We start from the raw sequence: 26,850 nt of genomic DNA, 5'->3' as shown, positions 1-26,850 counted from the left end.
CACTAATTAACTGATTAGTCTTCCATAAAATCGCGTAATTGCTTGCTACGACTTGGATGGCGTAATTTACGTAAGGCCTTGGCTTCAATTTGACGAATACGTTCACGCGTGACATTAAAGACCTTGCCGACATCTTCAAGAGTACGCATTTTCCCATCATCAAGCCCGAAACGCAAACGCAAGACATTTTCTTCACGATCAGTTAGGGTATCTAAAATTTCATCTAGTTGTTCACGCAAGACAACTCGTGTTGTGTAATCTTCAGGATTTTCAATCACTTCATCTTCAATGAAATCACCCAAATGACTATCGTCTTCTTCACCAATTGGGGTTTCAAGAGATACAGGTTCTTGAGCAATTTTTAAAATCTCACGAACCTTATCTGGTGCCATATCCATACGTTCTGCAATCTGCTCCGGCGTTGGATCTTGCCCCAATTCCTGTAGAAGATTACGTTGTTCACGAACCAACTTATTGATGGTTTCAACCATATGAACAGGAATCCGAATGGTACGAGCTTGATCGGCAATGGCACGCGTAATGGCTTGACGAATCCACCAAGTCGCATAGGTTGAAAACTTAAAGCCTTTTTCATAATCAAATTTATCCACAGCTTTCATTAAGCCCATGTTACCTTCTTGGATTAAATCCAAAAACTGCATGCCACGACCAACATAGCGTTTGGCAATTGAAACAACCAAGCGTAGATTGGCCTCGGCTAGACGTTGTTTGGCATACAAATCACCTGCAGCAACTGCCACAGCCAATTCTTTTTCCTCTTCATTCGTCAAAAGAGGCACAACCCCGATTTCCTTCAAATACATTCTAACAGGATCATTAACCTTAGCGGAATTACTCCCCAAAAGCTCTTCGTCTGTTAATTCTTCTGGTTCAACTTCTTCTATGACGTACTTAGTCGAAGGGTTACCTTGCTTATCTGTAATCGCAATACCGCCATCTGTCAAACGCTCTAACAAGTCATCAATTTGATCCGCATTTAAAGCAAAAGGAATGACCAATTTATCCGTAATCTCATCATCAACAGCCATACCAGCTTTTTTATGATGACGAATAAACTCTGCCACCTGCACATTAAAAGTTGTGATTTCTTTTGTTTCTGTCATAAGTCCTCTTTTTCCATTTGTCGTCGTTGGGCAATCATGGCTTCTAAATCCAAAATTGCCTGTTCTTGATTACCATAACGATTAGCCTGACGAATCCGTTCTTCCTGCTTTTTCACCTCTTTTTGTTGACGGTAATAATGCAAACGTTTTTCCAACTGGCTTAATTCTTCCTCACTAGGAGCTACTGGCAACTCTTGCTCTAAAATATAATAATACATGTCTTGTTCTGCTTGCCCTAATTGTTCTAAACGCAAACGATCCAATTCACCCTCAGCCAAGAGAATATCATACAAGTGTTGAATTTCTTTAGTTTGAAATAAGTATCCCTCATGATAACGAAAATCTTGTAATAGATAATCATGATGCAATAAGCGATGAAATAATTGCATTTCTGCTCGAATTAAGGGAGATAGTTGTCGGCTCTTAGGCAGTTCAACAAAGGTAGCTATGTCATTGCTAGTCGATTTACCTTGAGATTTTCGATAGCGCCACCGCTCTTGATTGACTGCCTGTTCTACCTGTTCATAATTAAAATCCGGTAGAAGCTCCACCATTTTGTGAATATAGGTTGTTTGTGCTGTAATGGACTGCTCTTTAGCCAAAAGCCTAGCTAAACGCTCAACATAGGTAATTTGAGCTTGTAAATTATCAATATTGTCAGGTAAGTAATGATGAATTAAAAACTCCATCTGACTAATTCGATTCTGCGTTAACAATTTAGCTAAATCTTCAGGTGAATTTTTTTGAACAAACTCATCTGGATCCATCTGCTCAGGTAAATGAACAATTTCTACCTTAAAACCTTCTAAGATTGGTAGGGCCTTAGCCACTGCTTCTTGACCTGCCTGATCACCATCATAGGTCAAAATAATCTTTTTTGCATAAGATTTTAGATGTTTAGCATGCTCTGCTGTCAAAGCTGTTCCCATAGACGCCACACTATTCACCAAACCCGCACGATAAGCTGCAATGACATCCATAAACCCTTCCATGACATAGATTTCATCTTGCTTTTTAGCCACCGCCTTAGCTCGATCAAGATGATAAAGTTCGTAGGATTTATTGAAAATAGCTGTCGCTCGAGTGTTTTTATACTTGGCTTCTCCTGCCTGTTCTGCTTGCCAAATCCGACCAGAAAAACCAATCGTCTGTCCCTTATCATTGGTTAAAGGAAACATAATCCGATTTCTAAAGCTATCAAAAACCCGATTTCGCTCTGTTAACTGAAACAAACCTGATTGAAAAATTATCTTTTCTTCATACTTCTCAGCAACCGTTTGATAAAGATAATCACTCGCTTCAGGAGACAAGCCAATCTTAAAGTAAGTCAACAACTCATCAGTCAAACCACGTTGATAAAGGTATTGTTTGGCTGCCTGTCCTTCTTTGGTTGTCATTAAAATCGCATGATAAAAATTAACCGCTTCTTCATGAAGGTCATAAAATTTTTGCTGGGGGTTAGCTCGAAGTTTGGGTGTTTGTGCTGTAACAGTTGTCGTGATACCAACACGTTCTGCTAAAACTTGAACACTTTCCATAAAAGTAATTTGACGATAGTCTTCTAAAAAACGAAAAACGTCACCAGATTTTCCACAACCAAAACAGTGGTAAAATTGTCGGTCTTCCAAAACACTAAAGGACGGTGTTTTTTCTTTATGAAATGGACAATTTCCCAAATAATGACGACCAGAACGAGAAAGATTAACCACTTCGCCAATAACTTCTACAATATTGACTCGACTTTTAACCTCTTCAATCATCGCCTTATTCATTAAAAACACCTCCCCCACCCTAGCTTATTTTCATTTTACTTCTCATTATAGCATAGAGCAAAAAACTTGTAAAATAAAACAAACATAGGGCTTGCACACTCTACCAATTTCTTGTATAATAAATAAGAATGTTAAAAGAAAGGAGATTTGCAATCAGTATGTTAAAAGAACTTAAAGATTTTTTGTTCAAAGGAAATATTGTTGATTTGGCTGTCGCTGTGATTATCGGTGCTGCATTTAGCGCTATTGTGACATCTTTGGTAGCTGACATCATCACACCAATCATTGGTATGATTATTGGTCAACCAGATTTCTCAGGAATCATGCTTGGCTCTATCGCAATCGGTAAATTCATCAATGCAGTGGTTAACTTCCTTATTGTTGGTACAGTCATGTTCTTCATCGTTAAGGCTGCTAACAAAGCCATGAAAGCTCCTGCAGAAGAAGCGCCAGCTGGTCCAAGTCAAGAAGAACTTCTTGCTGAAATCCGTGACTTGCTTGCTAAAAAATAATCAAGTTTAACTGATTCAAAACTCCCAGTTTTTCTGGGTTTTTTCTTTTACCAGTATATAAAACAAAAAGACAGGAATCCCCTGTCTTTTAGCTAATCTCAATTAGAATTTTTTACGTTTACGAGCCGCTTCTGATTTACGTTTACGTTTTACAGAAGGTTTTTCGTAGAATTCACGCTTACGTGATTCTTGAAGTGTACCAGCTTTAGTAACAGAACGTTTGAAACGACGAAGAGCATCGTCAAGCGATTCATTCTTGCGTACAACTGTTTTTGACATGTGTTTCACTCCCCTCAATTTCAATGTAACATTTTCACGTTCCTTAATAGGATAGCTAATTTTTCATCTTTTGTCAACCATTTTCTATCTAATTTCTTATATTTCTCTCACTGTTAAGCAAAAAGAGCTAATCAAAATTAGCTCTTTTAACAAATTATGATTTTAAGCCTTAGCTGCTTCGTAGAGTTCATTAACCTTTGTCCAATTGATTATATCAAAGAAGGCTTTAATATAGTTTGGACGAACATTACGGTAGCTAAGGTAGTAAGCATGCTCCCAAACATCCAAACCAAGAATAGCTTGTTTGCCTTCCATAACTGGATTATCCTGATTACCTGTTGACATGATTTCCAATTTGCCTTCAGCATTAACTACAAGCCATGCCCAACCCGAACCAAAACGAGTTGTTGCCGCTGTTGTGAAAGCTTCTTTAAAGGCGTCAAACGAGCCAAATGTCGCTTCAATATCTGCTTGTAACTCAGCTGACGGACTTGTTTTCTCTAAAGTTAACAAGTCCCAAAACAAAGCATGATTCAAATGACCACCACCATTGTTGATGACTGCTTGACGAATATCAGCCGGAATACTCTTAACGTCTGCTAGTAAAGTTTCTAGGTCTTCACCAATTTCCGGGTATTTTTCAAGTGCTGCATTAACATTGGCTACATAAGTCGCATGATGCTTGTCATGGTGTAAGGTCATTGTTTCTGCATCAATATAAGGCTCCAAAGCATCGTAAGCATAAGGAAGATCTGGTAAAATAATCGCCATGTATTAGTCCTCTTTTCTTTTCTGATTTACTCTTTCATACTACCGAAAATTTTCCCATCTGACAAGTATTTTAACTTACTTGAGTTGACTGATCTTCAAAAGGGCCAAATCAAACAAATAATCTTTTTCATAGCGTCCTTGCTTAATCTGATAATCCGTTTCAATCAAAATTTTCATGCTTTCTTGTAAAAAGTCTAACGAATAGTGCCTCATATCGCGCAAAGCAAATTTGATTTGATAAGGATTGACCTTTCGCCCCAAATAATCTGACAAGTCTGAAATCAACTGATTTTCTGCTTTCCCCATCGATTGTAACGTTTTAAGTTGAGCAAAAAAACGAATTTGCCCTAACATAACTGCAATCAACTTAATCACATCTTCACCTTGCAAGGTTAAATCATGAGCTAATTCACGCGCTGACAATAATTTGGCCTGTAAGACAAACTGGGTTAAATCAAAAATATTATCTTGTAAACTCTTTGGTAATAAGTCATTGACATCCGTTGAGGTAATCTTTTCCTTCCCCTTATATGTTTTTAGAAAAAGTAGATTTTTCAGACTCGTACTAAAATCAAAATTCGATTTTAATAGTAACTGTTCTAATGCTCCTGAAGTAAAAGTTAAACCTAAAGCTTGAGCTTCTCTATCGATATAGGCTCTTAATTCAGGCTCTTTTAGACTTTCTGCTTCAAATACCAAACCGTCACGTTTAAGTAATTTGACCAAGCGACGTTTACCATCCAACTTTCCTACACAGCAAATAATCAAACGTGTGCTTACAACTGGATTAGCCAAATACGACTCAAACTGTTTCATTTCCATATCTGTCAAAATATTTTTCTTATTGGTCGTCATGTCAAAAAAATTGTCAAAAATAACAATTTTCTCATCAGCAAAAAAGGGAAGGCTTTCCAAATCTAAGGCTGCTTGCTCAAAACTTGTTTCCTCCAAATCAAAATAAGAATAGGTCAAATCACTCGCCTCAAAGCCAATACTGGCAAGTAAGGCTGCCTTGCACTCTTGGTATTGTCCCAAATCATCACCAGCTAAAACTAAAATGGGTGGCAACTGACTTGCTTTGAGTTTTTTTATCTTGTCCAATATTATCATAGGGTTCATTATAACAAAAATCAAAACAATTTTCTTCACTAAACCAACAAATTTTATGCAATAAAAATTCCCTCCAATGATAGAGGGAAGGGCTTTATTTATCTGCGTAGTATTCTTGACCGAAATTCGCAACTTCTGCGTTAATCTGCCAAGTGATACCAAACTGATCTGTCAAGTTTGCATAAGCCGGTGACCAAGGTGTTGCTTGTAATTCCAAATTAATAGCTTTAGCGTTAACCGATAACTTGCAATAAAGTTCTTCTGCTGTCTGAGCATCATCCGTTACTAGCGCCACCGAAATATTATCTCCCATGGTATAAGGCAGTTTAGGATCATTATCTGATAGCATAAAACGTTGGCCGTTTAGACGGAATTGAGCGTTCATAACCAAATGTTCCATCTCAACTGGGCAATCTGGTAAAAAATCTTTGAACAGATTAACTTGTTCAACCGTTGCTCCCAAAGCTTCTTTATAAAACTCAATCGCCTTCAAGCCATCACCATTTGTTACTAAATAAACTTCCATTGCTTTTAACATCGTTAATTTCCTTATCTAAATCACTAATTTTTGTTTCATTTTAACATAATTACAACTCTCGACACAAGTAAAAACACCAACTAATAATCCGTACCTTCTGCAGCATCCCAGACATAACCATCTACAATAGCAGCTCTTTCTGTCATATAAACATAGTCATCAATATCTGTACCGCTTTTGACCTCGTAATAGTAATAATAGCCTGTTTCTGTATCCACATAAACATCATCATCATAAAAATATTCATAACCCTTGTCAATTGCTTCTGGTTCTGGCATGGCAAGGTACTTATTGCCGTTCTCTTCAAATTCCTTATTGTCATCAAAATAATAATGGCTAGACTTATCATCAACATAAACGATTTCAACATCATCTTCTGTTTCTGTGTTGACCGAAACAAAGACCTCTCCTGCTGTGACCTCACCAGTTAGGTAATCAATGGTTACATGTGGTGCGATATTATCAAGTGTGACTGTTGCAATGCCATTGGCGTCAAAGTCTTCTTTACCTTCAAGGTCTATTTTTTCAAGCTCACCTTTTGGCGTCAAACCAACATAACGAAGCTTCACTTGACGTGGAACAAGCTCTTCCCCTTGATAAATCAACTCTATCTTGTAATCCACCATATAGGATTTGTTTTTAGAGAATTTCTTATCTGAATTCTTTTGCTTCATCCACTCAACAAGAGCTTTTTCATATTGGCTAATACTAAACAAACCTGTTCGCTTATCAAGAGGAAAACCGTTATCTGTATAATTTGTAATTAGAGCATGATTTCTTATAAAATTCATTACATCTCTAAATTTAAAATCTCCATGTTGCAATAAGTATCTCTGAGACCAAACCCTTTGTATGTAACCTTGGTCTAATTCGGTAGGGATTAAGTAACGATCATTATTGACTTGATATCCTGGCAAATCACAATCTTGCAAGGAAGATTCAGCTGGATAAGTTTCAGCAGCCTTGGCCTCAGTATAAATACTTAATTGACCCTGTCCCCAAGTAGGACGACCGAGTTTGTCTAACTCTCCCAACTTAAAATAAGGCTTTGCTTTATAGGGTAACAGCCCCATATTTTCATAATCTTGTGCTGTTAAGGCTGTAACCTTGGTCGATAAGAGCATACAAGCTATAAAAATCATGAATATCACTGGCTTAATGCTCCGCTTCATCAACATTCTCCTTTATTGTATCTAGTTATAGCTTTATTTTAACATATTTTCAGTGAGCAATTAGCAAAAAATTAACGAACGGTGTCAAGTTGCCAGTTGTTTTTTCCAGAAAATCGAATGGCTCCTTGTTGGTCAGTGCGATAAATTTTTATAGCTCGTTCATTAAGACGGTCTAGAGTTTCTTGATGAGGGTGCTGATACCGATTATTTGGACCAGCTGAAATCAAAGCAATTTTTGGCATCACCTTATCTAAAAAATTCGACGACGATGAACCACGACTGCCATGATGACCAACTTTCAAAACATCCACCTGTAAATTAGGATAGGTCGCCAGTAGCTCTTGCTCCCCTGTTTCTTCTAAATCACCTGTAAACAGAAAAGTCAACCCCAACAAGCGACCATATAAAACCACTGAGTCATCATTGCCGCCATCACCTTGTTTCAATGGAGCAAGAACTTGTAAGGTAGAGTTCATAATTGGTAATTTATCTCCAACACTTACTGTTTTTATCTTACTATTCAAGCGACCTAAACGATTACGAAAACTTGTTTTGGTTAAACTTCCTTGACTGACCAAGAGTTGATCGACTTTAAGCTCTTTCGTTAACATTTCCAAATCCCCCATGTGATCCTCGTGGGTATGGGTAACGATTAACTGATTGATTCGTCCAATTCCTCGACTTTTAAGATAGGGAATCAAGCTAGTTTGTGCATCAGCAGGTTTTGTTCCCTGTTTCCATTCTTCTTTTTGAGTCATTGTCAAATAACCACCAGTATCAATCAAAATGGTCTTACCTGACATATCTCTGATTAAAATACTATCACCTTGTCCAACATTAACCATAGTAACTTCATTTTCCAAAGGATTTTTAACTAAGAAAAATAGCAGAGCTAATATGATACTAAAACCAATGACAAATTGTTTGTTTCGATAATAATCATAAAGAAAAGCTAAAATCAATAACACAACAAATAATAACCAAGCACTTGGACTTCCTAAAATCAATGGTTTTGTCAACCAAGAACCAAACCCTTTCAATAGATTTTCCAAGATGACAAATAATGGATTTAGCCAAGTTAACTTATAAATGGGAGAGATGATAAATGCTAGCGATAGCAGGGGCAAAATAACTTGGTCAAACACAAAGGATAAGAGAGCCGTTAATACAATCGACCAGGGTTGAAAAACGGAAAAATAAGTCAATAAAATAGGGACACTACCTAGACTAATGGTTAGCACTTCTGCTAATTTTTTTCTCATTTGATTTAATTGACTAAAATCCATCATACTGATGATAAACGCATAGGTAAAACTTAAAACACCTGCTGTCGTTAGTAAAACATTGGGCATAGCTAGTAAACAAATCAGTAAAGTCAAAGCAAAATTGTCTAGTTTTTTAAGACCCAAACGTCCTAGAAAAGCCTGTATCAGACTCCGAATAACTGAAATTGAAAAACCAGTTAATCCAGCATAAAAAAAAGAAAATAGTAATTGCAACCCATCAACCCAGTCTTGCCTTAACCCTAAACGCAAGCAGATTTTACGAAAATAATGGATAAAAAAGCCCACTTGCATACCAGAAAGTGCAAAAAGATGAATAATACCAAGCTCTTGATAAAGATCGCTCATCTCTGAAAAATCCTTATCTAAATAGCCAAATAGCAATCCTGTCATGTAATGACTCATAGGAGCTGGAAAACCTTGCTTAATGCTCACGATAGCCTGTCGTCGCCATTGATGCAGGTAATCAAGTAGAGATAGCTTTTGTGTAATCGTCATTTTTTTAATAGACTGGATACTTAAAATTCGATAAATGCCTTGATTTTTAAGATAGGCACGATAATCAAAACCAGAGAAATTTCTTTTTTCACTAGCTTGGCTCAATTCCCCTTCAACTTCTAGGGTCACTGTTTGGCTCAAACGGCTAAAATATTCTTTTTCTTCAACTGATTTTAAAGTATAAAAGGCTTGATAACGCCAGCCATCTGCTGTGGCTTGAAACGTCAGCCGATCACCATTGATACTCATGGTATCTGGAATCACTTGTACTTGGTTGACTTGAATAGGGGCTTGCTCATCATTTAGTTCCATCTGCTGAAAATGATAAACAAAATAAAGTAAAAATCCTACTAAAAGAATTAAATTAGATACAAAAACTTTTAACGGATAAAAATACCATAAACCAATTAGGGCAATAGATAATAGAATGCCTAAACCCAAAAAATGATAGGCTAAAATAAGGTAACTTAAACACACCAAAAAAGTCAAATAAATCATAGGTAGTCCCAAAGATTTAATCAACGCTAATCAACTCCCTTAATTTTTCAAACGTTTTCTCTCCAATACCTGATACTTTTTTCAAATCATCCACAGTCTGAAAAGAGCCGTTACTCTCACGATAGTCAATAATATCCTGAGCTCGCTTAGCTCCGATTCCTGAAATGGTCTGCAAGTCACTAAGGCTAGCTTGATTGATATTGACCTTAGATGAAGCTAACTGGCTTTCCTCATCAGTCTTTGTTTGAGGTGTAACAACACTGATATTTTCTCCTTGACTTGCCACATAAATAACACTAGCATCGGTCAACTTTTGAGCTAAATTGATGGATTTTTTATCAGCTAATTCAGTCAAACCACCTGCTGCCTTAATGGCATCATTTACTCGGCTACCTGCGGGTAGTTGATAAACACCTTCTTTTTTAACTGCTCCCTTGATGTCAACCACTAAAACATCTTGCTCACTTTCAGAACTAAGACCGCGGTCACTAGTTAATACTTCCGTTTGTTCAACCACTTGATTACTCGAACTGGTCAACAATAGATCATCTTGTTCTTTTGTAGGTTGAAAAAAGCTAAAATAAGCTAAGAATAAAAAGATGACACCACCTAAGCCTACTAGTAAAAATTTTTTATTTTTGATTTCGGTTAATATGTGATCCATAAGTCCCCTCCTTATCCTTTTATTCGTAATCAAACATACAAAAAAGAACACCTGACATCAGGTGTTCAACAAGGATTTAGTTACGATGCTTATCAGGATTCCAAACAAAGCTAGCTAACCAGCTAAAAACAAGTGTCAAGAAGACTAAAATGATTGCGACAAGAGCAGCTGGAATCCGAATCAGATACCATAAAACAGATGGTTTTTTAGGATTATGATAATTTTGATTTTCTTGATCTAATTGATCAAAAGCCGTTTGAATTCGACTAGCCACTTCTTCAACACCTACATTATCCATACGTTTAATGTCAGAAATGTCAATCGGTTCTCCAAAATTCATATCCACTCGCTCACGAGAAAGCAATCCCTTTAAGGTCATTGGTCCAAGATAGGCTGATGGTACAATGCGAACCTTTGCCATCTTAGCAATTAAGGCAACACCACCTTTAACATCACTAGAATGTCTGCTACCACTTGGAAACATAATCAAAGAGCGTGAACTTTTTTTCAGCATATTGATAGGATAACGAATGGCTTCTTGACCTGGATTTTCACGATCAATAGGAAAGGCACCACACATACGAATCCACCAACCAAAAATCCGATTGGTAAATAATTCCTTTTTAGCCATAAAGATAAATTGTTTGGGACGAGCAGCAAAGGCCATAAAAACAGGATCCCACCAAGTGCGATGAGGAGCTACTAGGATATAATTTTCCTCGGCATCAGGAATCTTATCTTGATTATGATAGTGGACATTGCCATTGATAATCCAAAGTAAAAAGACCACTAAACCACGAAGATAGGTATAAAACATAGGTTTTCCTTACTTTCTTACTGAAATAACTTATTCTTTTATTGTACCATATTTGAAATGAAACAACAATCAAGTAAATATGATATAATAAAGTCATGGAAAATCCGCATTTACTAGAAAATGAACGAATCGATCAACTCTTTTCAACTGATGTGAAAATTATTCAAAATCGTGACGTTTTTAGTTACTCTGTTGACTCTGTCTTACTCTCTCGCTTTCCCAAATACCCACAAAAAAACGGTTTAATCGTCGATCTTTGTAGTGGTAATGGTGCAGTTGCCCTTTTTGCCAGCAGTCAGACTAAAAGTTCCATTCTGGCAATTGAATTACAGGAACGCTTGGCAGACATGGCAAAGCGCTCTGTTCAACTCAATCAGTTAGACCAACAAGTGACCGTTGTTCAAGACGATTTGAAAAATCTACTTCAACACGTCCCACGTTCGCAGGTTGATTTAATCGTGTGTAATCCACCTTACTTTAAGGCTAGTGACACATCGAAAAAAAATCTATCTGAACACTATCTTTTAGCCCGACACGAAATCACAACCAACTTAGATGAAATTTGTCAAGTGAGTCAACAAGCGCTAAAATCCAATGGTCGTTTAGCCCTTGTTCATCGTCCTGACCGTTTTTTAGAAATTATTGACACCTTAAAAACATACAAACTAGCCCCTAAACGCGTTCAATTTGTCTATCCCAAAAATAATAAAGAGGCTAACATGCTCTTGATTGAAGCCATTAAAGATGGCTCAATGGATGGCTTTAAGATTTTACCACCCCTGATTATCCACAAGGATAATGGCGACTACACAGATGAGATTTTTGAGATTTATTATGGTAAAAGAAACTAAAGCTTATCTTTATGTGCTACGTTGCCGAGATAATTCGCTTTATACAGGCTATACCACTGATATAGACAGACGACTGAAGACCCACCAAACAGGAAAAGGAGCCAAATACACCAAAAGTAGATTACCAGTGGAATTGATTTATTGGGAAAGTTTTGACAGCAAATCTCAAGCTATGTCAGCAGAAAGCCTGTTTAAACAAAAAACAAGGCGACAAAAGTTAGATTATATTGCTAGTAAAACTGCTTCGTTTAAAGATTAAATAAAAAGACAAGGCCTATTAGACCTTGTTTTTTTATTTATCGCCTTTGTTACGAATAACAAAGCCATTTTTCTTTTCACTAGAAGTACGATGAGGACGCTTATTGCCTTTATTTTCAAAATCACGACTATTTTTATTAGAACGACGTTTGAAATCACGACGACCACCGTCACGTTGATCTGATTTGCGACCAGAACGTTGTTGATTTCTACCACCTTTATGACCAAAGCCATTACCTGATGGCTTAAATGGCAATGGTTTTTCACGAGCAATCTCAATCTCTGGCATCGTATCTGGGTCTTGAACCGTCAAACTCAAGATGTATAATGCCAACTCTTCTGGCGTAAATTGACCAGCTAATTTAATGGCATCACTCTTGAATTTATCAAATCCAGCAGTAATTTTTTCATCTGCCAAATCACGAGCAATTTTTTTCAAAGCGACTTTCTTTTTAGCTTGGAAAGCTTCTTGAGCTGTTGCTGGTTTAAGACCTTTCATGCGTTTCTTGGTTAAGTTCTCAATGATAGAGAGGTAACCCATTTCATTTGGCGACACAAAAGTAATAGACTGACCATGCTTACCTGCTCGACCTGTACGACCGATACGGTGAACATAGCTTTCTGGGTCTTGTGGAATATCATAGTTGTAAACGTGGGTCACTCCTGAAATATCCAAACCACGAGCTGCCACATCTGTTGCCACCAAAATATCTAACTCATCGTTTTTAAAATCACGAAGAACACGAAGGCGTTTACCTTGATCAAGATCACCATGGATACCTTCCGCACGGAAACCACGTAATTTCAAGCCACGAGTCAACTCATCCACACGGCGTTTGGTACGACCAAATACAATGGCTAATTCTGGCTGATCAACGTCCATCAAACGAGTCATGGTGTCAAATTTTTCTTGCTCACGCACACGAATATAGTATTGGTCAACCAATTCAGTTGTCAATTCCTTAGCAGCGATTTTAACATGCTCAGGCTCTTTCATAAAGGTCACACCGATTCGCTTAATCGCTTCTGGCATAGTCGCTGAAAAGAGCAAAGTCTGACGACTATCTGGCACACGGCTGATGATCGCTTCAATATCTTCCAAGAAGCCCATGTTGAGCATTTCATCTGCTTCATCCAAAATCAAGGTTTCAATATCAGAGAGTTTCAAGGCCTTGCGTTTAATCAAATCCAAAAGACGACCTGGTGTTCCAACAACGATATGAGCTCCTGAACGAAGAGCCTTGATTTGTTTTTCAATACTAGAACCACCATAAACTGAACGAACCTTAACACCTTTATCACGACCAAAACGGAATAGTTCTTCTTGACATTGTACTGCCAATTCACGAGTTGGAGCAATAATCAAGGCTTGAATCGTATTATCTTCTGTATGAATCTTATTTAAGGTTGGCAAACCAAAGGCTGCCGTTTTACCAGTCCCTGTTTGAGCCTGACCAATGACATCCTTATTAGCAAGTGCAAGAGGGATGGTCATTTCTTGAATTGGTGATGGCTCAACAAAGCCAGCTTTTTCCACAGCAGATAAAATGTCTGCTGATAGGTCTAAATCTGTAAATTTCATAATTTCCTTTTCTAATAAAAGGCAGTGCGAAGCTGCCTTATGACGCTTAATTTTATAACATTCCCTGTCGGCAAAAGAGCTAAACACTCAATCACTAACTAAGTAACCTATCTAGTATAACACAAAGTCAACTAATATGATAGAAAGAAAGTGAGAAAAAATCAATAAAGCGTTGTCAAAGAAAAAAGCACCACTAGGGTGCTTGATAACTTATTTGAAAACAAAATCCAGTTCAATACCTGGGTTGATCGATTTGAAAAGGGTTCGATAGTAGTCCTTGGCAGCGATTTGCAACTGTTCTTGGTATTTCTCTAAATACTCTTTTTGCTCCTTATTACTCAGTGCTTTTGTTGCCAACTCACCTGTATCAACATTTTGGGTAAAAACGCTAAGCAACTCTCCACTCGAATCATAGAGTTTATAAGGATCAACCTTGGCTTGTTCCACACCAATCACTTCAAACTTAGGTACCGTAATCTGATAACGATTATCACTAGTTTGACGAATTGATACAGATTTTTTAATACCCAACTTAGCCTGATAATTTAAGATAATAATTGTTTTTTTCTCTGTCAATGGCAGATTAAACTTAGAAAAAAGTTTGACATTATTTTTTTGGGTTTCAATACGCTGAACACCCACATTAAGAAAGACGGTCTCCTTGACTTTTTCAATATACTGCACCACACTAGACGAGCTATTATTCGAAGTAGTCCCAATGACACCGGTATAATTGAGAGTAAAAAATCCCCCGATCAATAAAGCAACTAAAATAAATAAACAAACCATGGCTTTGCGTAACATTTTTTTCTCCCTGTGTCTTTTCTTTCATTATATCACCTTGTTCACGAAAAGTGATTTTTCAACTACAAGCTATTCTTAAAAACCTCAGTCGTATCACTGAGGTTTCTAAATATTATTTCAACACCGCTTCAGCTAAAGCCTGTTGAATTTGAATGACGTTTTTATCACGTTTGAATTGGAGTGTCTCAGCCGGTTCAACCCCTGATGAAATCCAAATTTTTAATTCGGCATCAAGATCAAAATGCCCTGAGGTTTCTACAGTAAAACGAGAAATTGAACGATAAGGTAATGACTTGTACGATGTTTTCTTGCCTGTCATACCCTGTTTATCTACTAAGATTAAACGACGCTCAGTAAAGACAATCAAGTCACGCACCAAACTAAAGGCTAATTCAACTTGCTCACCAGCCACTAAAATATCAGCCAGTTCTCTTTCTACTCGATCATTATCTTTTTGTGAGGCATTGCCTAACAATCCTGAAAATAGTCCCATTTTATTCTCCTTACATTTTTTCTTCTAATTGCACATCTGGATATTTATCGGCAAACCAACGCAGAGCAAAATCATTCTCAAAAAGAAAAACTGGTTGGTCAAAACGATCACGTGCCAAGATATTACGGCTCGAACTCATGCGTTCATCTAAATCCTCTTCACTAATCCAACGCACAGTCTTTTTCCCCATCGGTGTCATGACCACTTCAGCATTGTACTCCCCCTCCATACGATGCTTAAACACTTCAAATTGAAGTTGCCCAACTGCTCCCAGCATATACTCACCTGTTTGGTAGTTTTTATAGAGCTGAATAGCTCCTTCTTGCACCAGTTGTTCAATTCCTTTATGGAATGATTTTTGTTTCATGACATTTTTTGCAGCAACTTTCATGAAAATCTCTGGGGTAAAGGTTGGCAGAGGTTCAAACTCAAATTTGTTCTTGCCGACTGTCAAAGTATCGCCCACCTGATAAGTACCTGTATCATAAACACCGATAATATCACCAGCCACGGCATTCTCTACATTTTCACGACTTTCCGCCATAAATTGAGTAACATTAGACAACTTAGCAGATTTACCGGTACGAGAGAGATTGACGGCCATGCCTTTTTCAAACTGACCTGATACAATACGCACAAAAGCAATACGGTCACGGTGACGGGGATCCATATTGGCTTGAATTTTGAAAACAAAACCAGAAAAATCTTGATTGAGCGGATCAATGACTTCTTCATCCTTTGTTCGATGACCGTGTGGTTCTGGTGCAAATTCCAAGAAAGAATCAAGGAAGGTCTGCACACCAAAATTCGTCAAGGCTGAACCAAAAAAGACAGGGATCAACTCACCACTTAAAATCGCCTCACGAGAAAAATCATTTCCAGCTTCTTCCAATAATTCCACGTCTTCTAAGACTTGTTCGTAGAAGGGGTTGTTGGCAAACAGACTAGCCCCTTGGTCAAAAGAGGCAAAGCGTTCATCGCCTTTATATAACTCTAAACGTTTGTTATACAAATCATACAAGCCTTCAAAGCTCTTACCCATGCCAATCGGCCAATTCATCGGATAATTAGCAATGCCCAAGACTTCTTCTAATTCTTCCAACAAATCAAGCGGTTCACGCCCATCACGGTCTAATTTATTGATAAAGGTAAAGACTGGAATGTTACGATGCTTAACGACTTCAAATAATTTCTTGGTCTGTGCCTCGATACCCTTAGCTGAATCCACTACCATAACCGCAGCATCTACTGCCATCAAGGTACGATAGGTATCCTCAGAAAAATCCTCATGCCCTGGGGTATCAAGAATATTCACTCGCTTACCAGCATAGTCAAACTGCATGACAGAAGATGTGACTGAAATCCCTCTTTGTTTTTCAATATCCATCCAATCTGATTTAGCAAAGTTACCAGTCTTTTTTCCCTTGACTGTCCCTGCCTCACGAATTTCACCACCAAAATAAAGCAACTGCTCTGTAATCGTCGTTTTACCAGCATCCGGGTGACTGATAATGGCAAAGGTTCGACGTTTTTTAATCTCATCTTGTAAAGACATCTTTTCTCCCTATTTTACAAATCATTAAATGATGTGTTCTGTATTGTCATTATACCCCAACTCTTAGCTTTTCGCAATAAAATAAAAGTCTTATTGTTGTCACTAACTAACTAACTATAAGATAATGCACTTGATTAAATAGACAAAGAAAATAACACAATGACCTTAACCAAAAAAATGGCTCGTTTTAGTCATTTTACTAGTCGTCACTAGCTATGATATCGATACGAAAATTGCTATCTTAGCAAGTTACAATGACTCGTTAGATGGTTATTCTCATTTTCTCTTGGTTTATAATTTAATTGGTCTTTATTTTATCCCATTTGTTTATAATCTCAAACCTGAGTTAGCATGAGTTTTATACTGCCATACTAATTGTTTGGTTGGTTAATCTGAAACAATCTCTTGAAAACGACAACTGCTACCATTCATGGCCTTGATTTAATCCTTTATCTTCTTTTAGTTGCCAAAAATAAGAGCTAGTTTAATCTAGCTCTTATTTTCTAATACGTCTACAATTTTTGCCAAATTCATCGAGTTACTTCCTTTTAACAGAAGTTGATCCTTCTTGTCCAGTTCAGCCATAATAGCTGTAAGTAACTGTTCAAAATCATCTTGCTGGTCATTTTTAACAAAGTAATGAACAGTCCCTTGGGGAAACTTAGCAGCCGCCAAGTCAAATAGACCCTTAATATCTTGACCATAAAGATAAATCTGATCAAAATCATCAGGAGATAAACTATCAATCATGCTCTCATGGAGGACTTGTGATGTTGGCCCAAGCTCTTTCATATCTGCTAAGACAACCAACTTGCGGCCAGCTTCATTTTTAGGAATATTAGCAAAGGTTTCAAGAATCAATCGCATGGCAGTCGGATTGGCATTATAGACATCGCTGAGAATATCTGCACCATTACTAGCCTTTTTCCACTCTGTTCGGTTCTTGGTTAAGTTAAGGTGAGACAAGGCTGAGATAATATTGTCTTGGCTAACCCCTTCTTCTAGAGCAATATAGGCTGCGATCATGGCATTCGTTGCGTTATACTTACCCGTCACAGGAATAGTTAATTCTTCCTCCAAAAAATTCACCTTAAATCTCAAGGACTCTTTTTCTTCAACCAAGTTTGTCAGATAAAGCTCTCCTCCTTGACCAAAACGTTTAACCGTCTGACCTTGAGGGATAAACTCATCCACAATCGTATCATTAGGGATTAACAACAAGCTATCCAATGCCATGCCTTTTGTCAACTGCATCTTACCTTGAGCAATTTTTTGACGTGTGCCAAAAAACTCCAAATGCGCTTCACCAATCAAGGTAATAGCTGCCAATTTTGGTCGAGCAATCTCTGACAACAGCGCAATATCACCTAAGTGGTCTTGCCCCATTTCTAAAACTAGCTTTTGAGTATCTTCTGGCATAGAAAGAATGGTATAAGGTAGTCCTATTTCATTATTGTAGTTCCCTTGCGTTTTATAGGTGGAATAAGTCGTTGCCAAAAGGTCAAAAATCATATCCTTGGTCGTGGTCTTACCATTAGAACCTGTCACGGCAATGACATCAACTCCTGTCTTATCAATATAGTAACTTGCCAACGTTTGTAGAGTCACCAAACAATCATCAACCAAAAGATAAGGAACATCAACCAAGTCTTTCTCAGATAGGGTTACAACTGCCCCTTTTTCAATAGCTAAGTCAATAAAATCATGACCATCACGCAAGCCTTTTAAGGGAACAAATAAATCCCCCTCTTCAATCAAACGACTATCAAACTCAATTTTATTGATTGGTAAGTCTGATAGTAGGCTGGTATCATTTTTAGCTCCAATAACACGGGCAATTTCTTGTAAGGTTAAATTCATCTCAATCATTCTTTCTTTTTCTTTCTCTTTATTATATCATAAACTAGACTTGTCATTGGGCAAATATCTGCTATAATATTAGACGGTAGCCAAAGGCTATCTTACAGAGTAGATGATTCGCGTTAAGTGTGTGTGAATGGGATGTTGTCACACAACGAAACCTATTGGTGCGGTGAATCATTGCATCCGCTGTTATTTCCATAACAGCTCCACTTGTGAAAGGAGCACAAATGAACACTTTATTTTCTAGACCAAAAATGACTAGTCAACGTTTGGTAACCTTAGCCATGTTGGCTGCCCTTGCCATTGTCATTAGTAAATTTTCCATTACCGTCATCCCCAACCAACTGGTTGTCGGTTTTACCTTTATCGTTAATACCATTATCGGTATGGTGGCAGGACCTATTTGGAGCTTTATCACACTCGCCTTGATTGATGTTGTTGATAACCTTAGTAGTGGACAAGGTAATTTTATTATTTGGTGGACGCTCATGGAAGCCATTGAAGGCTTACTTTATGGACTCTTCTTCCACGGTCATTTGCTATCAAAAACTAAAAAACAAGACTGGTTCAGAGTAACCTTGGCCGTTTTGGTCATCATGCTTTTTAGTACCTTCTTGATGACGCCATTTTTGATTCAGACCTACTTTGGTACCCCTATTATCGCCCAGTATTTAGCTGGTCGGTGGTTGAAAATCTTTGAAATCCCTGTGCGTATTATAGCCATCATGCTACTTATCCCACAGTTACAAAAAATTCCTGAATTAAGAAAACTTGTTAAATAAAAAACTCAGCGTATCATCCCTACGCTGAGTTTTATTATATTAAAGTAAATGACTTTCTCGCTTATCAAACATTTCTTGAGCCAGTTGAACCAAGCGTTCAATCAAATCGCTATAAGCCAAGCCCATATTCTCCCAGAGGAGTGGATACATTGACCACTGCGTAAAACCTGGCATGGTGTTTAGTTCGTTAAGGTAAATCTTACCATCTGCCGTCAAAAAGAAATCACATCGAGACAAACCGCAGCCACCAATCGCACGAAAGGCCTGTGCTGCATAAGCTCGCATCTGTTCCATAACTTGAGCATCAATCTTGGCTGGGATTTCCATGGTAATCTTATTATCAATATATTTGGCTTGATAATCGTAAAAGGCAACATCTTTAACCACTTCACCTGCTTCTGTAGTCTTCACATCGCTATTACCCAAAAGACCAACTTCGATTTCACGCGCATCAACCCCTTGCTCAATCAAGATACGGTTGTCATATTTAAGGGCGAGTGTAATGGCCGCACGTAAGTCAGCTTGATTGTCTGCCTTTGAAATACCAACACTTGATCCCATATTAGCAGGCTTGACAAAAACAGGATAAGTCAAGTTAGCTTCTACCTCAGCCACTTTTGCCTCTATCTCATCTCCTTCAAGAAAGACCACATAGGCCACTTGAGGAATCCCCACTGTAGCTAGAACTTGTTTGGTCACAATCTTATCCATGGCTACTGATGAACTAAGGACATTGGTGCCGACATAAGCCATGCCAAGCACTTCTAGAAAACCTTGGACTGAGCCATCTTCACCCATAGGTCCGTGAAGAACAGGGAAAACAACCGCTCCTTCTTCATAAATGTCACTTGGCTTCACTTGTTGGCTTAAATTAACCGTATCATTGGTCATCAATTTTTCGTCTTGACCTGGCTGACTGGTAAATTCTTGCGTTTTGATAAATTGACCACTTTTGGTAATAAAATAAGTTTTTACAGAAAACTTATCATAATTGACTGCTCGCATCACACTTTCTGCTGATAAAACTGAAACGTCACGCTCTGCTGAACGACCACCGTATAATAAAATTAAGCTTTGTTTTGTCATCTTTATCTCACTTTCTTTTTTGATTCGACTACCTTTATCATACCATAAAAAAAAAGGATTTTCAAAAAGGACTTTTTAAAGCCCTTTCATACTAAATCAAAAAGACTAGGATAACCTAGTCTTACAACTGTGTCCGATTTTCAATAGCTCGAAGAAGCGTTAATTCATCAGCGTATTCAATGTCACTGCCGACTGCAAGCCCACGTGCTAGACGTGTTACCTTGATACCTGCTGGTTTTAATAATCGGGAAAGGTACATGGCTGTTGCTTCACCATCTGCTGTGGCATTGGTGGCGATAATTACTTCTTCCACTTGCTCGTCCATTAAGCGATTGATTAAACTTTTCAAGTTAATATCATCGGGACTGATTCCATTCATTGGTGAAATCAAACCATGCAGCACATGATAACGTCCCTTATACTCTTGAATTTTTTCCATGGCGGACACATCTTTACTTTCTTCAACCACTAAAATCAAACTGGCATCTCGATTGTGATCTTGGCAAATATTGCAGGGATTTTCATCTGTTAAATTGCCACAAATCTGACAATATGTTAGTTCACGCTTAGCTGATAACAGATTTTTAGCAAATTCATTGACCTCTTCATCACTCATGTTCAAAGTATAAAAAGCCAGTCTTGTTGCTGTTTTAATTCCGATACCAGGTAATTTTGCAAATGAATCAATCAACTTGGCAACTGGTGTTGGATAAAGCATCTTTTTCTCCTTTCTTAGTCAATCCCATAAGTATTAACATAAAGATTGATGATGTCACGAGTAATCTGATGACTGGTTTTTCCTACTAGATCATTACTGTGCGGTAACACAACGGCAACAGCAATTTGAGGATTTTGACTTGGAGCATAAGCGACCACATTTAGATTGCTGGTCATCACTGACTTACCAGAAGCATCAGTGACAAAAGCCTCAGCAGTTCCAGTTTTAGCTGAAATGCTAACATTAGCTCCATAACCAATTTCATTTCCAGTTGTAAAGCCATTGCCACCATAAACCACATTATAGAATCCTTCTTGGATCAGGGCCATTTCTTGAGCTGAAATAGCAACGGTATTAAGATTCTTGACTTCAGTAGCCTGCACTAACTGCCCCAAACCACCATCGTCTGTATTGTCATAAATTCCTTCGACCAAATAAGTCGCCAAGCGATTACCACCATTGGCTACAGTTGCTGCATATTGAGCCAGTTGCATGGTAGTATAATTGTCAAACTGCCCAAAAGACTCGGTCATCATGTTAGCTAAGCTATAATCTTGTGGAATAAAACCTGCCGACTCACCTGGCAAGTCAAGCCCTGTTTTGACACCAAGTCCATACTGAGCATAGGTCGCTCGTAACTTTTCCATAGCCGTTTGATAAACCGAAGCTTTCAATAAATCGCTAGTCATACCATCTTGCCCTGCCAGCTTTAGAGCAACCTGAACCATATAGGTATTAGACGAATACTCTAAAGCCTGAACTGCTGTGATTGGCAAGCTACCACCTGCCAAATCGGTAAACCAAGACTTAATGGTATCGATTTGTTGATCATAAAGGGTTTGATTCTCTGAAATCACCCCATTTTCCCAACCAGCTGATAGGGTAGCCCCTTTCACGACTGATCCTGGTGTGAAAACCTTAGTAATGGTTCCCAAAGCGTCCCTTGTCAATTCTCCTGTTTGAATATTATGTTCTAGACCTGCCATCGCTAAAACTGCACCAGTATTGGGATTTAGAGCAACAGCATATATCCCTTCAGAATTAGTGACATTACCTGCAGCCAACTCCTCTTCATAATAAGTTTTGAGAATCTTTTCAACACCCTCTTGGAAAGACAGGTCAATAGTTAATTTAATATTTTGTCCCTTTTGACCTTGACTCGTTTGCTGATCTGAAACAATTTGACCTGACTTATCTACTGTCACCTGACGAGTTTGACGTTGTCCTTGTAGCACCTCTTCATATTGCTTTTCTAAATAACTTGTTCCGACCCGATCATTGAGTGCATAGCCTTTTTTAAGGTAAGTTTCAGCTTCTTCTTGAGGTAAACCTGCTTGTTCTGTTGACACACGACCAATGATAGAAGACAAGGAGGTTTCAATAGACTGTCTTTGCCAATTGGTCTGAACTGAAATTCCTGGTAATTTAGCCTTATTGGCCGTCACATAGGCAATTTGTTCGGACGATAGATCACCTGTTGTCAAAAAGACGGTATCAAAAATACCTGCTCCGTTCAGCTGATTAAAGATGTAAATAATTTTCAATTCTTCATCACTATAAACTAAGGCTGACTCTGGCACTGCTGCCAAGACATTTTCATAAATGGTGGATTGGGTCAAATAATTCCCTAATTGATCAAATTTTTTATCGTTAGGGAGTTGCTCAACCAATTCTTGAAAACGGTCTTGGTCCACTAAATAATAATCTTTTTTAGCCCGGTCTGATACCTGTGTTTCTGTCAAATCAACATAGCTTGACAAGTCCTGAGCCAATTTTTTCATGTCTTGTGCAGTCATGACATTATTCCGAGTAAAGGCTAGTTGCTGCTTGAGCTGATTATTAACCAAGGCAGTTCCCTTAGCATCATAAATCTGTCCCCTAGGACTAGAGGTAGTGACGGTATAGGTGGTTGAAGCCACTAATTTTTTTTGATAAAAAGCCTTGTTCAATAACTGCATATCTGCTAAGCGTAAGACCAGTATTGAAAATAAAAAAACAATAACAAAAAAAAGAAGATAAATACGTTGTAGTAGAGTGTTAGTTACTTTTGAATGTTTGCTAGCCATATCCTTACTTTCTAGAATTATCGTATGACTATTTTATCATAATTATCACAAAAAAACTTGTCAGTCAGACAAGTTTTTTAAGAATTAGCCAGATAGTTTTCGATAGCTGAAACATCTACTTTTTCGATATTTTCTAAACGTGATTCCTGCTTTTTATTGGCAAAATAGCCCAAATAAACTGGGGCTTTAATCTGATATTTTTTTGAAAAAGCCTTGTACTGTTTACTATCGATACCAACCGTTTCAAGATAGTAAATTGGCAATTCTTTAGTATCCGTAACTTGTTTTAACTTAGGAACAAACTTTAAGGCTGCATCACTATCTGGACGGCCGATTAAAAGATAAAAGGACTCTTTTTGTCGGATTTTGGTTTTTACTTCTCCAAGCTCTATCTTGGGGTAAGCCTGAATCATCTCTTGATAATTTTGATAAAGAGAATCTGCAAACACTTTTTGTGAAAAGATAAGGGTTAAACACGACAACAATAAGAATAAATATTTTTTCATTATTCTACCTCCTATCTTTTTATTCGCAGAAAAATAAAAGAACCTAAGTAGTAACTTAGATTCCTTTATTTTTTAATTATTTACCAAGGTAATACTCAGCTGTTACGTTCAATTTGTCGTCAAATTCAAATACAAGTGGTGGGAAGTTTGGAATTTCCACATCCATGATTTCATCATCTGACAACCCTTTGATGTGTTTAACAAGGGCACGGATTGAGTTACCGTGAGCACCAACAAAGACATTTTGACCTGATTTAAGGGCTGGTGCAATCTTGTCTTCCCAGAATGGAAGTGCACGCTCAAGCGTTACTTTCAAGTTTTCAGCGTCTGGCACAACTGAATCATCAAGAAGAGCATAGCGACGGTCTGCATGTGCTGAATGCTCATCATCTTTAGCCATTTCAGGTGGCAAAGTATCGTATGAACGACGCCAAATATGAACTTGCTCATCACCAAATTCTGCGGCTGCTTCTGCCTTGTTTTTACCAGTCAAACCACCATAGTGACGCTCATTCAAACGCCAAGATTTCTCAACTGGTACCCAAAGTTGATCAGCATACTCAAGTGCCAAGTTTGTTGTTTTAATCGCACGTTTCAGTACAGATGTGAAAGCTACATCAAATTCGATACCAGCTTCTTTGATCAATTTACCAGCATCAATTGCTTGTTGTGTTCCTTTTTCTGAAAGGTCAACATCTGCCCAACCTGTGAAAAGGTTAGCTTTATTCCATTCTGATTCACCGTGACGGGCAAATACTAATTTCACCATGTTATTTCTCCTTTATTTTTGGATAATCCAAAGTAATACCCTTTTATTATATAAAAAAATTGTGAAAAAATCTACTAAAAATATTAGAATTTCTTGCCTTCAAAATGAGTCAAGGCAAACTCAATCATCAAATGACCAATCTTATCCTTTTTCTCCAAATCATCATGGTTAGACAAGGTTCTAGGATCCCAACTTTCATTGGCTAAACTATCAGCCGAATAAAAACAATGCACATGTTGAATTTGGCGAAAAGCTGCTAAGGCTGCTACAGCTGAACACTCCATATCCACACAAATAGCACCTTCTTGCCGACGCTTGGTGATTTTATTTGCTGTTTCTCGATAAATCCCGTCCGTTGTCCAAGCCTTACCCAGCGTATAGCTAATCTGACCTTTGTCTAAAAAGCTTTCTAGGGCAGATAGATGATCTTGATTGACTGGAATTTCACGACTAGCTGGTTGATAATGGTAGCTTGTTCCTTCATCACGAAGGGCGGCTGTCGGAATGATGAGACTGGTTTCTTCAATCTCTTCCAAAACACCACAAGTCCCAAATAGAACAAGGTTTTCCATACCCATATAAATCAAATCTTCTAGCACTGCCACACAACCTGCCGCTCCCACAAAAGCATTGAAAAAGCCAATTTAAACACCTTGGATGTCCAATTCATAAATAGGGATTTCAATACAGGCTAGTGACAAGCTAAACAATTCACGATGTGGATAGGAATTGAGCAAGCGTGAAAAAGTTTCACGAGCAAAGCAAGACACAAAGGTCTTTGGAAAATCTGGCATTCTCTCCCCCATACTATCAGAAGGATTAAGTACTGCCTGTTGATTCGCGTCAAATTCTTCTAAAATCATCACTGTTTTTCTTTCTTATTTTTCCTTATCATCACACTCTTGAGATTTATCGGTCAACATGTCCTTGGGTTTGATAAGATAGCTAGTAATTCCAACGATAATCATACGAAAGATGAATAAAAAGAGAATAATTGCAATAATCAGTTGTTCTGTGGTCATAATAGAGATAAACCTTTCAGATAGACAAAACAAGCCTAAGCAACGTTAGACTTGTTTTTGAGTTAATCATTATTTAACTGCATCTTTTAGAGCTTTACCAGCTTTGAAAGCAGGAACTTTAGAAGCTGCAATTGTGATTTCTTTACCGGTTTGTGGGTTACGACCTTTACGAGCTGCACGTTCACGTACTTCAAAGTTACCAAAACCAATCAATTGCACTTTTTCACCAGCCGCAAGGAATTCTTCGATTGCTGCAAAAACTGCATCAACTGCTACTGCTGAATCTTTTTTTGTCAATTCTGTTGCTTCTGCAACTTTTGCGACTAAATCTTGTTTGTTTGCCATTAAACAAATCCTCCATAAATGTAATACATGCTATATCATACATTAAAAAGACTATCGGGTCAAGTATTTAATGCTATTGATTTAACAATATTATCAGCCAAGGTAACTAAGGCTTAGGCATAATGAATCATGACAGCAAAGGCTCCTTCACCAGTATGCGTTTGAATAATAGATCCAGTTTCTAAAACAGAAATCTCTTGAGCTACGAATGGTTGTAGTTCTGCCTTTAATTGTTGAGCGAAATCCATATCACCTGCGTAAGAAATGGCAATTTCTTTAATCTCTTTCTCAGCTAGATTTTCCTTCAATTGACTGAGCCATTTTGTAAAAGTTTTTTGACCTCTACCTTTCACCAAAGTGTTCAATTGATGGTCTTTTAATTCCATGACAACCTTGATATTGAGTAGAGAACTAAGTAAACCTGTGACACGACCGATACGACCACCTTTGACGAGATTTTCCAAGGTCGATACCCCAATAAACAACTCTGTTTTATCTTGAATGGCCTTGACTTTTTCTAAAATCTCTTCTCTACTAACTCCTTCTTGTGCTAAACGTGCGGCTTCAATCACTTGAAAGGCCATGGCTTGATCAGTAAACATGGAATCAAGCACGGTCACATCTGCTCCAGCAAGAGCAGCCCCTTGACGTGAAGCCTCACTTGTTCCTGACAAGGTATGGGTTAAATGAATGGCAAGAATATGTTCACTTCCTTTTTCTTTTAGTTCTTCATACACTTGAGCAAATAAGCCTACTGGTGGCTGACTGGTTTTCGGGAGTTCACGTGATGACCGCATTAAAGATAGAAATTTCCCAGTTTCTTTCAAGTCATTATCGGAATAAACCGTATGACCAATAGTAACAGATAAAGGAACCACAATAATTCCTAATTGCTCAATTACTTCGGGAGCAATTGTTATAGAAGAATCTGTTACAATCTTGACATTACTCATCTTATCACTCACTTTTCTTTTATTTTGTTACTCTGTTCATTATATCAAATCTTTTGCCAAACGACTATTATCATATCAGTCTAAAAAGCATTGATTTTAATTTACGAATAATTTCTCTTCAAGAATTTAATTATCAAGTCAAATAGTTCTAAAACTGTT

At 37.8% G+C, this 26,850-nt stretch carries 27 protein-coding genes, 1 pseudogene and 1 riboswitch; of the genes and pseudogenes, 4 read left to right on the top strand and 24 right to left on the bottom strand.

Translation table 11 applies throughout. The features are described from left to right. Window positions 1-14: 14 nt before the first annotated feature. Together rpoD and dnaG are read right to left on the bottom strand one after the other, a co-directional pair. Window positions 15-1,124, bottom strand: coding sequence for an RNA polymerase sigma factor RpoD (gene rpoD / locus FRX52_RS01360; protein ID WP_146460258.1), 1,110 nt, complete (start codon window positions 1,122-1,124; stop codon window positions 15-17). Then, the gene (dnaG, locus tag FRX52_RS01355) at window positions 1,121-2,896 is read right to left on the bottom strand and encodes a DNA primase (RefSeq protein ID WP_261378941.1); all 1,776 of its coding nucleotides are present in this window, start codon (window positions 2,894-2,896) and stop codon (window positions 1,121-1,123) included. The genes rpoD and dnaG overlap by 4 nt, the downstream gene beginning before the upstream one ends. A gap of 158 nt (window positions 2,897-3,054) precedes the next feature. Between dnaG and mscL the strand changes: the two genes are divergently transcribed. Continuing rightward, window positions 3,055-3,408 (top strand): large conductance mechanosensitive channel protein MscL, encoded by a 354-nt coding sequence (gene mscL, locus FRX52_RS01350; RefSeq protein WP_146495189.1) that lies wholly within the window; start codon window positions 3,055-3,057, stop codon window positions 3,406-3,408. Between the two features lie 102 nt (window positions 3,409-3,510). Here the strand turns inward: mscL and rpsU are convergent, their stop codons facing one another. The 8 genes from rpsU to FRX52_RS01310 all read right to left on the bottom strand — a co-directional run bounded on the left by rpsU (window position 3,511) and on the right by FRX52_RS01310 (window position 11,038). Further along, window positions 3,511-3,687, bottom strand: coding sequence for a 30S ribosomal protein S21 (rpsU, locus tag FRX52_RS01345; protein ID WP_000048058.1), 177 nt, complete (start codon window positions 3,685-3,687; stop codon window positions 3,511-3,513). Between the two features lie 162 nt (window positions 3,688-3,849). Then, window positions 3,850-4,458 (bottom strand): superoxide dismutase, encoded by a 609-nt coding sequence (locus tag FRX52_RS01340; RefSeq protein WP_146495187.1) that lies wholly within the window; start codon window positions 4,456-4,458, stop codon window positions 3,850-3,852. 75 nt (window positions 4,459-4,533) lie between these two features. Next, on the bottom strand, window positions 4,534-5,568 hold the full coding sequence (gene holA, locus FRX52_RS01335) for a DNA polymerase III subunit delta (RefSeq protein WP_146538223.1): 1,035 nt from the start codon (window positions 5,566-5,568) through the stop codon (window positions 4,534-4,536). A 94-nt stretch (window positions 5,569-5,662) separates the two neighbouring features. Beyond that, a complete protein-coding gene (locus FRX52_RS01330) occupies window positions 5,663-6,106 on the bottom strand; it encodes a VOC family protein (RefSeq protein ID WP_146538222.1) in 444 nt (147 codons plus the stop codon). Window positions 6,107-6,186: 80 nt separating this feature from the next. Further along, window positions 6,187-7,278 (bottom strand): hypothetical protein, encoded by a 1,092-nt coding sequence (locus tag FRX52_RS01325; protein ID WP_146538221.1) that lies wholly within the window; start codon window positions 7,276-7,278, stop codon window positions 6,187-6,189. 71 nt (window positions 7,279-7,349) lie between these two features. Then, window positions 7,350-9,557, bottom strand: coding sequence for a DNA internalization-related competence protein ComEC/Rec2 (locus tag FRX52_RS01320; RefSeq protein WP_146538220.1), 2,208 nt, complete (start codon window positions 9,555-9,557; stop codon window positions 7,350-7,352). 16 nt (window positions 9,558-9,573) lie between these two features. After that, window positions 9,574-10,221, bottom strand: a complete 648-nt coding sequence (locus FRX52_RS01315) for a helix-hairpin-helix domain-containing protein (protein WP_146538219.1) — start codon at window positions 10,219-10,221, stop codon at window positions 9,574-9,576. 76 nt (window positions 10,222-10,297) lie between these two features. Beyond that, window positions 10,298-11,038 carry a 1-acyl-sn-glycerol-3-phosphate acyltransferase gene (locus tag FRX52_RS01310; protein ID WP_146538218.1) on the bottom strand — a complete coding sequence of 247 codons (741 nt, stop codon included), beginning with the start codon at window positions 11,036-11,038 and terminating at the stop codon, window positions 10,298-10,300. Window positions 11,039-11,133: 95 nt separating this feature from the next. On the opposite strand from FRX52_RS01310, the gene FRX52_RS01305 reads away from it, so the two are divergent. Then, window positions 11,134-11,889, top strand: a complete 756-nt coding sequence (locus FRX52_RS01305; RefSeq protein WP_146538217.1) for a tRNA1(Val) (adenine(37)-N6)-methyltransferase — start codon at window positions 11,134-11,136, stop codon at window positions 11,887-11,889. After that, window positions 11,873-12,148 (top strand): GIY-YIG nuclease family protein, encoded by a 276-nt coding sequence (locus FRX52_RS01300; protein ID WP_146538216.1) that lies wholly within the window; start codon window positions 11,873-11,875, stop codon window positions 12,146-12,148. Before FRX52_RS01305 ends, FRX52_RS01300 begins: the two co-directional genes overlap by 17 nt. A gap of 33 nt (window positions 12,149-12,181) precedes the next feature. Here the strand turns inward: FRX52_RS01300 and FRX52_RS01295 are convergent, their stop codons facing one another. The 5 genes from FRX52_RS01295 to murF all read right to left on the bottom strand — a co-directional run bounded on the left by FRX52_RS01295 (window position 12,182) and on the right by murF (window position 18,441). Beyond that, window positions 12,182-13,729, bottom strand: coding sequence for a DEAD/DEAH box helicase (locus FRX52_RS01295; protein WP_146495168.1), 1,548 nt, complete (start codon window positions 13,727-13,729; stop codon window positions 12,182-12,184). A 210-nt stretch (window positions 13,730-13,939) separates the two neighbouring features. Then, window positions 13,940-14,533, bottom strand: coding sequence for a DUF4230 domain-containing protein (locus tag FRX52_RS01290; RefSeq protein ID WP_146538215.1), 594 nt, complete (start codon window positions 14,531-14,533; stop codon window positions 13,940-13,942). 112 nt (window positions 14,534-14,645) lie between these two features. Next, window positions 14,646-15,026 carry a PH domain-containing protein gene (locus FRX52_RS01285; RefSeq protein WP_146495166.1) on the bottom strand — a complete coding sequence of 127 codons (381 nt, stop codon included), beginning with the start codon at window positions 15,024-15,026 and terminating at the stop codon, window positions 14,646-14,648. 10 nt (window positions 15,027-15,036) lie between these two features. Next, window positions 15,037-16,581, bottom strand: a complete 1,545-nt coding sequence (locus FRX52_RS01280) for a peptide chain release factor 3 (RefSeq protein WP_146538214.1) — start codon at window positions 16,579-16,581, stop codon at window positions 15,037-15,039. Between the two features lie 489 nt (window positions 16,582-17,070). Further along, window positions 17,071-18,441, bottom strand: coding sequence for a UDP-N-acetylmuramoyl-tripeptide--D-alanyl-D-alanine ligase (gene murF, locus FRX52_RS01275; protein WP_146538368.1), 1,371 nt, complete (start codon window positions 18,439-18,441; stop codon window positions 17,071-17,073). 102 nt (window positions 18,442-18,543) lie between these two features. After that, window positions 18,544-18,635, top strand: a riboswitch (THF riboswitch). Window positions 18,636-18,671: 36 nt separating this feature from the next. Here murF and FRX52_RS01270 point away from each other — a divergent pair. Then, window positions 18,672-19,226, top strand: a complete 555-nt coding sequence (locus FRX52_RS01270) for a folate family ECF transporter S component (protein ID WP_146538213.1) — start codon at window positions 18,672-18,674, stop codon at window positions 19,224-19,226. A 39-nt stretch (window positions 19,227-19,265) separates the two neighbouring features. Here the strand turns inward: FRX52_RS01270 and FRX52_RS01265 are convergent, their stop codons facing one another. The 9 genes and pseudogenes from FRX52_RS01265 to FRX52_RS01230 all read right to left on the bottom strand — a co-directional run bounded on the left by FRX52_RS01265 (window position 19,266) and on the right by FRX52_RS01230 (window position 26,691). Continuing rightward, window positions 19,266-20,312 carry a D-alanine--D-alanine ligase gene (locus FRX52_RS01265; protein WP_146538212.1) on the bottom strand — a complete coding sequence of 349 codons (1,047 nt, stop codon included), beginning with the start codon at window positions 20,310-20,312 and terminating at the stop codon, window positions 19,266-19,268. 121 nt (window positions 20,313-20,433) lie between these two features. Next, on the bottom strand, window positions 20,434-21,030 hold the full coding sequence (gene recR, locus FRX52_RS01260; protein ID WP_146460223.1) for a recombination mediator RecR: 597 nt from the start codon (window positions 21,028-21,030) through the stop codon (window positions 20,434-20,436). 14 nt (window positions 21,031-21,044) lie between these two features. Then, complete coding sequence (pbp2b, locus tag FRX52_RS01255; protein ID WP_398586888.1) at window positions 21,045-23,114, bottom strand: penicillin-binding protein PBP2B; 2,070 nt, start codon at window positions 23,112-23,114, stop codon at window positions 21,045-21,047. A gap of 59 nt (window positions 23,115-23,173) precedes the next feature. Beyond that, the gene (locus FRX52_RS01250; protein WP_146538210.1) at window positions 23,174-23,602 is read right to left on the bottom strand and encodes a hypothetical protein; all 429 of its coding nucleotides are present in this window, start codon (window positions 23,600-23,602) and stop codon (window positions 23,174-23,176) included. A 76-nt stretch (window positions 23,603-23,678) separates the two neighbouring features. Further along, window positions 23,679-24,371: a phosphoglycerate mutase gene (locus FRX52_RS01245; protein WP_146495155.1), complete on the bottom strand. Its 693-nt coding sequence runs from the start codon at window positions 24,369-24,371 to the stop codon at window positions 23,679-23,681. Between the two features lie 83 nt (window positions 24,372-24,454). After that, a pseudogene (locus tag FRX52_RS01240) lies at window positions 24,455-25,234 on the bottom strand (nucleoside phosphorylase). Between the two features lie 15 nt (window positions 25,235-25,249). After that, the gene (locus FRX52_RS05460) at window positions 25,250-25,393 is read right to left on the bottom strand and encodes a hypothetical protein (RefSeq protein ID WP_186603308.1); all 144 of its coding nucleotides are present in this window, start codon (window positions 25,391-25,393) and stop codon (window positions 25,250-25,252) included. A 69-nt stretch (window positions 25,394-25,462) separates the two neighbouring features. Further along, a complete protein-coding gene (locus FRX52_RS01235) occupies window positions 25,463-25,738 on the bottom strand; it encodes an HU family DNA-binding protein (protein ID WP_146460213.1) in 276 nt (91 codons plus the stop codon). A 113-nt stretch (window positions 25,739-25,851) separates the two neighbouring features. After that, a complete protein-coding gene (locus FRX52_RS01230) occupies window positions 25,852-26,691 on the bottom strand; it encodes a DegV family protein (RefSeq protein WP_146538209.1) in 840 nt (279 codons plus the stop codon). Between the last annotated feature and the right edge of the window lie 159 nt (window positions 26,692-26,850).

It is taken from the genome of Streptococcus sp. sy018, from assembly GCF_007859185.1.
In the GTDB taxonomy this organism is placed as follows: Bacteria; Bacillota; Bacilli; order Lactobacillales; family Streptococcaceae; genus Streptococcus.
This window is presented reverse-complemented; position numbering and strand designations above follow the sequence as displayed.

Bases quoted from the DNA above. Each gene is read 5' to 3' on its own strand.
- rpoD (WP_146460258.1), bottom strand. From the start codon at position 1,124: ATGACAGAAACAAAAGAAATCACAACTTTTAATGTGCAGGTGGCAGAG.
- dnaG (WP_261378941.1), bottom strand. From the start codon at position 2,896: ATGAATAAGGCGATGATTGAAGAGGTTAAAAGTCGAGTCAATATTGTA.
- mscL (WP_146495189.1), top strand. From the start codon at position 3,055: ATGTTAAAAGAACTTAAAGATTTTTTGTTCAAAGGAAATATTGTTGAT.
- rpsU (WP_000048058.1), bottom strand. From the start codon at position 3,687: ATGTCAAAAACAGTTGTACGCAAGAATGAATCGCTTGACGATGCTCTT.
- FRX52_RS01340 (WP_146495187.1), bottom strand. From the start codon at position 4,458: ATGGCGATTATTTTACCAGATCTTCCTTATGCTTACGATGCTTTGGAG.
- holA (WP_146538223.1), bottom strand. From the start codon at position 5,568: ATGATAATATTGGACAAGATAAAAAAACTCAAAGCAAGTCAGTTGCCA.
- FRX52_RS01330 (WP_146538222.1), bottom strand. From the start codon at position 6,106: ATGTTAAAAGCAATGGAAGTTTATTTAGTAACAAATGGTGATGGCTTG.
- FRX52_RS01325 (WP_146538221.1), bottom strand. From the start codon at position 7,278: ATGAAGCGGAGCATTAAGCCAGTGATATTCATGATTTTTATAGCTTGT.
- FRX52_RS01320 (WP_146538220.1), bottom strand. From the start codon at position 9,557: ATGATTTATTTGACTTTTTTGGTGTGTTTAAGTTACCTTATTTTAGCC.
- FRX52_RS01315 (WP_146538219.1), bottom strand. From the start codon at position 10,221: ATGGATCACATATTAACCGAAATCAAAAATAAAAAATTTTTACTAGTA.
- FRX52_RS01310 (WP_146538218.1), bottom strand. From the start codon at position 11,038: ATGTTTTATACCTATCTTCGTGGTTTAGTGGTCTTTTTACTTTGGATT.
- FRX52_RS01305 (WP_146538217.1), top strand. From the start codon at position 11,134: ATGGAAAATCCGCATTTACTAGAAAATGAACGAATCGATCAACTCTTT.
- FRX52_RS01300 (WP_146538216.1), top strand. From the start codon at position 11,873: ATGGTAAAAGAAACTAAAGCTTATCTTTATGTGCTACGTTGCCGAGAT.
- FRX52_RS01295 (WP_146495168.1), bottom strand. From the start codon at position 13,729: ATGAAATTTACAGATTTAGACCTATCAGCAGACATTTTATCTGCTGTG.
- FRX52_RS01290 (WP_146538215.1), bottom strand. From the start codon at position 14,533: ATGTTACGCAAAGCCATGGTTTGTTTATTTATTTTAGTTGCTTTATTG.
- FRX52_RS01285 (WP_146495166.1), bottom strand. From the start codon at position 15,026: ATGGGACTATTTTCAGGATTGTTAGGCAATGCCTCACAAAAAGATAAT.
- FRX52_RS01280 (WP_146538214.1), bottom strand. From the start codon at position 16,581: ATGTCTTTACAAGATGAGATTAAAAAACGTCGAACCTTTGCCATTATC.
- murF (WP_146538368.1), bottom strand. From the start codon at position 18,441: ATGAATTTAACCTTACAAGAAATTGCCCGTGTTATTGGAGCTAAAAAT.
- FRX52_RS01270 (WP_146538213.1), top strand. From the start codon at position 18,672: ATGAACACTTTATTTTCTAGACCAAAAATGACTAGTCAACGTTTGGTA.
- FRX52_RS01265 (WP_146538212.1), bottom strand. From the start codon at position 20,312: ATGACAAAACAAAGCTTAATTTTATTATACGGTGGTCGTTCAGCAGAG.
- recR (WP_146460223.1), bottom strand. From the start codon at position 21,030: ATGCTTTATCCAACACCAGTTGCCAAGTTGATTGATTCATTTGCAAAA.
- FRX52_RS01250 (WP_146538210.1), bottom strand. From the start codon at position 23,602: ATGAAAAAATATTTATTCTTATTGTTGTCGTGTTTAACCCTTATCTTT.
- FRX52_RS01245 (WP_146495155.1), bottom strand. From the start codon at position 24,371: ATGGTGAAATTAGTATTTGCCCGTCACGGTGAATCAGAATGGAATAAA.
- FRX52_RS05460 (WP_186603308.1), bottom strand. From the start codon at position 25,393: ATGACCACAGAACAACTGATTATTGCAATTATTCTCTTTTTATTCATC.
- FRX52_RS01235 (WP_146460213.1), bottom strand. From the start codon at position 25,738: ATGGCAAACAAACAAGATTTAGTCGCAAAAGTTGCAGAAGCAACAGAA.
- FRX52_RS01230 (WP_146538209.1), bottom strand. From the start codon at position 26,691: ATGAGTAATGTCAAGATTGTAACAGATTCTTCTATAACAATTGCTCCC.